Source organism: Gluconobacter sp. Dm-44, assembly GCF_018256175.1.
In the GTDB taxonomy this organism is placed as follows: domain Bacteria; phylum Pseudomonadota; class Alphaproteobacteria; order Acetobacterales; family Acetobacteraceae; genus Gluconobacter; species Gluconobacter cadivus.
Genome location: NZ_JAERLZ010000032.1, coordinates 1 through 6450, shown reverse-complemented (window position 1 = coordinate 6450; position 6450 = coordinate 1). Strand labels below are relative to the sequence as shown.

Annotated in this window: 7 protein-coding genes; 1 reads left to right on the top strand and 6 read right to left on the bottom strand. The window is 60.4% G+C overall.

Annotated features, from left to right (window positions below):
- Together JK213_RS15515 and JK213_RS15510 are read right to left on the bottom strand one after the other, a co-directional pair.
- A partial coding sequence (locus JK213_RS15515) for a TonB-dependent receptor plug domain-containing protein (protein ID WP_211571878.1) occupies positions 1-460 on the bottom strand: 460 nt, incomplete at its 3' end.
- 204 nt (positions 461-664) lie between these two features.
- On the bottom strand, positions 665-1648 hold the full coding sequence (locus JK213_RS15510) for a nitrilase-related carbon-nitrogen hydrolase (protein ID WP_283091847.1): 984 nt from the start codon (positions 1646-1648) through the stop codon (positions 665-667).
- A gap of 98 nt (positions 1649-1746) precedes the next feature.
- Here JK213_RS15510 and JK213_RS15505 point away from each other — a divergent pair, with 98 nt between their 5' ends.
- On the top strand, positions 1747-2670 hold the full coding sequence (locus JK213_RS15505) for a LysR family transcriptional regulator (protein WP_211571877.1): 924 nt from the start codon (positions 1747-1749) through the stop codon (positions 2668-2670).
- Here the strand turns inward: JK213_RS15505 and nagB are convergent.
- From nagB to JK213_RS15485, 4 genes are read right to left on the bottom strand one after another with little or no spacing between them, the layout of a single operon-like run.
- Complete coding sequence (gene nagB / locus JK213_RS15500; protein WP_194261766.1) at positions 2667-3401, bottom strand: glucosamine-6-phosphate deaminase; 735 nt, start codon at positions 3399-3401, stop codon at positions 2667-2669. The genes JK213_RS15505 and nagB overlap by 4 nt on opposite strands.
- On the bottom strand, positions 3398-4507 hold the full coding sequence (nagA, locus tag JK213_RS15495; RefSeq protein ID WP_194261765.1) for an N-acetylglucosamine-6-phosphate deacetylase: 1110 nt from the start codon (positions 4505-4507) through the stop codon (positions 3398-3400). The genes nagB and nagA overlap by 4 nt, the downstream gene beginning before the upstream one ends.
- A complete protein-coding gene (gene gluP / locus JK213_RS15490; RefSeq protein ID WP_322783028.1) occupies positions 4504-5793 on the bottom strand; it encodes a glucose/galactose MFS transporter in 1290 nt (429 codons plus the stop codon). The genes nagA and gluP overlap by 4 nt, the downstream gene beginning before the upstream one ends.
- A complete protein-coding gene (locus tag JK213_RS15485; protein WP_211571876.1) occupies positions 5790-6392 on the bottom strand; it encodes a BadF/BadG/BcrA/BcrD ATPase family protein in 603 nt (200 codons plus the stop codon). The genes gluP and JK213_RS15485 overlap by 4 nt, the downstream gene beginning before the upstream one ends.
- Positions 6393-6450 lie beyond the last annotated feature (58 nt).

Here is a 6450-nt window from a genome sequence, read left to right as displayed (position 1 = left end):
CCCCATACACAGACCCCGGCCCTTTCAAGACCTCCATCTCGTCAACATCAAAAACCTCGCGCTGGCTAACGCCACTATCGCGCAGGCCATCAATGAACATATTGCTGTAAGACCCAAATCCACGAATGACAGGATAATTCCCGCCCGGCACGGCATAAGCGTCCCCACCCCGAAAACTGACCCCCGGGACAGTGCGCATGGCCTCTTCAAACGACGTCGCATTGACCAGTTTCATCTGCTCCTGCGTCACCACGGAAATGGATCTCGGCGTATCCAGCAAAGACGCCGTCAGTTTTTTATTCGGAGAAGTCCCGGTCAATTGCGGATGATTCTTCCCCCAGACCGTCAAACGCTCCTGCCCGCCCGAGACCTTGCTGCCCTGATAGTTCAGCCCGTGGGCAGCAGTGTTCTGACCGGACGAAGGCAAATCTGTCGACGCGCCATAAGCACGGGACTGCAAAACTGTTCCTGCAAGACATCCCAACAGAAACGAACACGAGCGGAGACGAGAAAAATGCAGAGAGGCAGGCATGATGCTTCAATTCCAGATGCGAATGACTCGCATTGGCTACATTTCTTCTCACCTCCCGACAATGCCAAGTTGCCAGCATTGGGAATGTTTAATTTTACTGATTCGTCCCCATGCCCACGTCAGCCCCTCCCCTTAAGAACAGGGCTTGACCGTTGCTTCTTCTTTACAATCCGGCAGAGTCTCCACAGCTTCAGAGAATGACACCGGACGCCGTGGTGCGTCATGAACCCGCAGACTGAAAATATCGGGACGGGCATAATGGCCTGCCACGTCCAGATCGTATTTTCCCCGGATCACATCATCCAGATCGATATCCGCCGTAAGGATCGCTTCACGATCATAAATCGGTCCGGCAATGATGTCTCCAAGCGGGCTGACGATCACACTGCCCCCCCGAATAAGCACGGTGTCCGGGTTATTGCCCTGATGACAGGCATACTCCTCCGGCGCATCCGCACGCGTCATGTACTGGCAGGCACTGAGAACAAACGTTCGTCCTTCATAGGCAATATGCCGCATGGAAGCCTGCCAGATGTCGCGCTCATCCACCGTAGGCGCACACCAGAGATTGATGCCCCGGGCATACATGCTCTGACGCAGGTCCGGCATATAGTTTTCCCAGCAGATCGCAGCCCCGATACGACCGATATCCGTCTCAAAAACCGGAATGGTCGAGCCGTCGCCCTGCCCCCAGACCAGCCTCTCGGCTCCCGTCGGCATCAGCTTGCGATGTTTGCCCAAAAGCGCCCCGTCAGGTCCGAAAAAGAGCGCCGTACAATATAACGTCGCCCCATCACGTTCGATAACACCGACAACAAGATGGGCCTTCATTTTCGCCGCAAACGAGCCGATCCGCGCCGTTTCTGCGCCTGGCACGTCAATGGCAGATTTCCAGTAACGCAGATAATCCTCACGCCCTTCCGGAAAACGGCTTCCCAGAATTGCGCCGAAACTCAGCCCTTTTGGATATCCGCCAACATACGCCTCCGGAAAAACTGCAAGCTCAACACCCTGTGCGGCAGCCGCATCACAATGGGCTTCCATCCGATCCAGTGTCCGGGGCGTGTCGAAAAGACTGGTTCCCGCCTGAATAACGGCGACGCGACGCTGGCTCATGTCCGGATCTCTCATGCATGTAGCGGATTACAGTGAGAGGAAGAGTGGACTTTCTCCCATTATCGGGCAAATTGATTGTTTTGATAATCAAAATCACCATGGTCGATATTTCACGCCTCGATTTCAATCTGGCCACCACGTTTCTGGCACTCTGGGAAGAACGCAGCGTCTCCAGAGCGGCACGGCGACTGTCCCTGAGTCAGTCCGCCGTCAGCGCCTCTCTGGCCCGCCTGCGGGAAGCGGCGGATGACCCTCTGTTCGTCCGCACGCGTGACGGCATGCAACCAACTCCTCGGGCAATTGCCATGGCGGAACCGCTGCAAAACGGAGCGACGCTGATCCAGACAGCGTTTTCAACCGTTACGGCATTTGATCCGGCAACCAGCCGACAGCATTTCTCTTTGGGAATGTCCGACGACTTCCAGATCGCGGCTGGCCCCCTGATCGCAAAACGTCTGGCAGCGGAAGCCCCACGGGTTTCCGTGACATTCAGACAGGCCAACAAACACCGGGTCGAGGCTCTTTTCGAAGCAGGAGACATCGACTTTGCCGTCGTGGCACAGCCCAATATCCGCTCCGGATTACAGCATCAGGAGATCGGACAATCCGGTTACGCCTGCCTGCTTGATCCAGCCGCCTGCGGCCTCACATTTCCCCTGACACTGGAAGATTACCTCACGCTGCCACATCTTCTGGTGTCCTTTTCCGGACGGGAGGGGATCGTGGACCATGTGTTGAAAACTCTGGGCCACGCGCGCCGGGTACAGTCGGCACTAACGCATTTTTCTGCGCTCCCCCCTTTCCTGATCGGAACGCGTGCCATTGCCACCCTGCCCCTCCATGCCGCGCAGAGCCTCGCTGCTGTCTCCGGCCTGACTGTCTGCGCGGCACCCATTGATCTGGGGCAGTATTCTGTGTCGCTGCTCTGGCAACGGACAGCGGATAACCTCTGGATGCGTCAGATTATCAGCGACGCCTTCCGGGAGGCACTCCCAAACATGGAAACGATCTGTCCGCCCTAACGCCGCCAGATCCGGGCCGCAGCTTCGTCCAGAATCACCGTCGCATCGTCATGAAGACGGATCGCCGTGGCGCTGACAGCCTCACTGATCGGACCGTTCAGCGCCTCGTCAACGATCGCCGCCTTGCCCTCACCAACAGCCACCAGCACCAGACGCCGCGCTTCCAGAATCGTCCCCACGCCCATCGTCAGAGCGCGTTCCGGCACACGCTCCGGATCATCGCCGAACATGGCGCTGTTCTGACGTCGCGTCACATCATCCAGATGGACAACCCGCGTCCGGCTGTCGAACGCGGAAGGCGGCTCGTTGAAACCGATATGCCCCGTCTCGCCAATGCCCAGAAGCTGCAACCCAAGCCCCCCGGCCGCGCGAATGGCGGCCTCATAGCGCGCGCACTCAGCGTCCAGATCCGCAGCAACACCATTCGGAACATGCCCCTGCCCTGCGGGCATGTTCACATGCGAGAACAGATGCTCCTGCATGTAGTGGCTGTAGGAATTCGGGTCCGTCGGCGGCAGACCGACATATTCGTCCAGATTGAACGACATCGTGCCGGAAAAATCCAGCGTCCCCGCGTCATGATCCCGCACCAGAAGCTGGTAAATGCTCTCCATCGTGCGGCCCGTCGCCAATCCCAGAACAGGGGCCCCAGATCCGCGGATTTCCTCCGCGATCATGTCCGCCGCGCGCTGAAACGCCTGACCGGGCGTGTCCGTGACGATGATTTTCATACCCTGCGCTCTCCATTGACCCAGACTTCGCTGACCTGAAACCTGTCATCCAGAACCGTGAAATCCGCCAGAAGCTCCGGCGCAATCGCCCCCCGGTCCTGCAACCCGAGATAGGCCGCAGCATTCGTACTGACCAGACGCGCCGCTTTCGGAAGCGACATTCCGGCATCAAGAGCATTCCGCAACGCCTGATCCAGCGTCAGAATGCTCCCCGCAAGCGTGCCATCCGGCAGCCGCACCACCCCGTTACGGATCATCACATCCTGCCCGCCAAGCTGGCTCGGACCATCCGCCTCGCCCGTACCGCGCATGGCATCCGTCACGAACAGCAGCCGCTGCCCCATCATCCGCTCCGCCAGCCGGAAGCTGGCAGGATGAACATGATGCGTATCGAAGATCATTTCCCCATAAGCCACATCACTGCACATCAGCGCCGTTACCGGCCCGGGACGCCGCCCCTCAATCGCCGACATGGCGTTGAACAGATGCGTCCCTCCAACGGTTCCCCCGGCCGCACAAACCAGACAGATCGCCCGCTCGGCACCTTCGAAATCCGTGGTGGTATGCCCCAGACTGACCCGGACACCCGCCTGCGCAAAGGCCTTCATGGCCGTCGGCGCGTGGTCCAGCTCCGGCGCGATCGTCACAACACGCACACACCCCGTCGCAACGGCTTCCGCCACCCGCTCGGCGGTCGGCTCGATAGTGAACGGCGGCTGGGCCCCCAGCTTGTGCGGACTGACAAACGGCCCTTCCAGATGCGCGCCATGAATGCGCGGCCCGCCCTCTACACCCCGATCACAGACTTCCGCCACCGCCCGCAACGCGTCCATAACCTCCGCCCAGGGCGCGGTAATCGTCGTCGGCAGGATCGTCGTGGTTCCGTGGCCCAGATGAAAGCGCGAGAGCGTCTCAATGGCCGCAACCCCGTCCATCGTATCGGCCCCGCCGCCACCATGGACATGACCATCAATAAAGCCCGGCAGAATATAGCGCTCTGGCACTCCGGACTGAGGCACGATCTCGCGGATATGACTGTCAAAATCCACCCGCCCCGAAACAATACGATCGCGCAGGACGATCCTGCCCTCAAGATGCGCCATCATGGCTCCTGATCCAGTGGTAAAAGCCCCGTCCGGCCATAACGCCGCGCGTAAAGTAGCAACGCCAGATAAGACGGCAGAACCAGCAGCGCAAACATGCCCTGAAAGCCCACGAACGGCTTGAGAATGACGTAAATCTGCGGAATGATCGCCCCGCCACTATACGCCATGACCAACAGGGCGGATGCGAGCGGCGTCCACGCCCCGGCCCCCCGAATGGCGATGGGGAAAATCGAGGGCATCAGCATGGCATTGGCCGCCCCCAGCAACGCCACACACAGAACCGAAACATAGCCCTGCGTCAGAAACGCCGCGACCGTCAGCCCCGCGCCCAGAAAACAGGCCAGTTCCATGAGCCGCTCCTGCGTCACAATCCGCGGCACAACCAGAAACCCGAGAATATATCCCCCCAGCATCCCGGCCAGCGTCAGAGACGTGAAAAAGCGCGTCTGACTGAGCGGCAGACCAAAACCCTGCCCATAGGTCCCGATGGCGTCCCCGGCCATGACTTCCACGCCGACATACAAAAACATCACGACGATCCCGAACACCAGATGCGGCCGGAAAATACGCCGGCTCCCCTCCAGAGGCCCCGGCAGCGCAGGAGCCTGCAAATCCGGCAGCGGGCAGAGCGCCACGCCGATAGCCGTCAGCAACAGAACAACAGCCATCGTCATGTAAGGCGCATAAATCGCCTGCACGAACCCCGACAGAAGCGCATTGCGCGCCACAGGGTCCGTCGTCTCCTGCGCCCGCTGGGACAGCGTCCCAATATCGCCCATCACCACAGTCGCCAGAACGATCGGGGCGAGAATTCCCGCGCATTTGTTGCACACGCCCATAATGGCGATACGCTGCGACGCCCGCTCGGACGGCCCCAGCAGACTGACCAGCGGGTTAATCACCACCTGCATCAGAGACAGCCCGGCCCCCATCACCAGCAACCCGGTCAGGGCACCCCCATAAAGACGCATGGCAATGAACTGCCCGAACAGCGCCACGCCCGCCGCACATAACACGAGCGAAACAGCCAGCCCCCGCCGCAGACCAAGCCTCCGGGCAACGAAAGACGCAGGCAGGGAAAACAGGAAATACGAAAAATAGAACACCATCGGCACGAGAAAGGCGCTCGTATCGCTCAGATCAAACGCCACACGCACGAACGAAATCAGCGGACCGTTCATCCAGGTCACAAAACCCATGATGAAGAAAATCGCCGCAGCCACACCCAGAGGCGCCAGTCCATAATCCCCGGTCAGCCCCCTGCCGGACTGGACAGGCCCCGTCACGACGTCAGCCCCGCATCACGCAGTGCAACAGACACGCGCTCAATCCACGCATCATCCACATCCCACCCGGCCAGACGCGCGGCATTGAGCAGCCCCCCTCCGACCGGCGGAAGACGCGGCGGCACAGGCACACCATGCCGAACAGCAACGCTCTCCCGAAGAAACCGGCTCTGGAACGTTCCCCCCGCATAACTCCACGGCAGCGATGTCTCGGGAAAATGGCGCTGGGCCGCCTCGATATGGGCGCAAAGATGATCCGCCGCCTCACGCATCAGCCGCCGGGCCGGTTCCAGCCCGCCCTCGGCCAGATCCGAAACAATCCGCGCCAGAGCCGCAACACTGGCCCTCGGATGACGCAGCGTCCCATACCATTCCAGAAGCGCCGTCCCACACGCTGCTTTTTCAGTCGGAAAGCCCATCGCCGCCACAAACGGCGCAAAAAACGCATGATCCGCCTGATTGCGTCCATCCAGAAGCGCCGTCAGCAGCGCCAGCGCCTGACGCCCGATCCAGAACCCACTGCCCTCATCCCCGAACAATCCGCCCCAGCCACCAATCTTGACCTGACCGCCCCGACCATCCGTAGCCCATGACCTCACCCTCCTGTGTCGCCATCCAGGTTCCCATGGTGATGAAACCTTCTGGCGCGCGGACGTA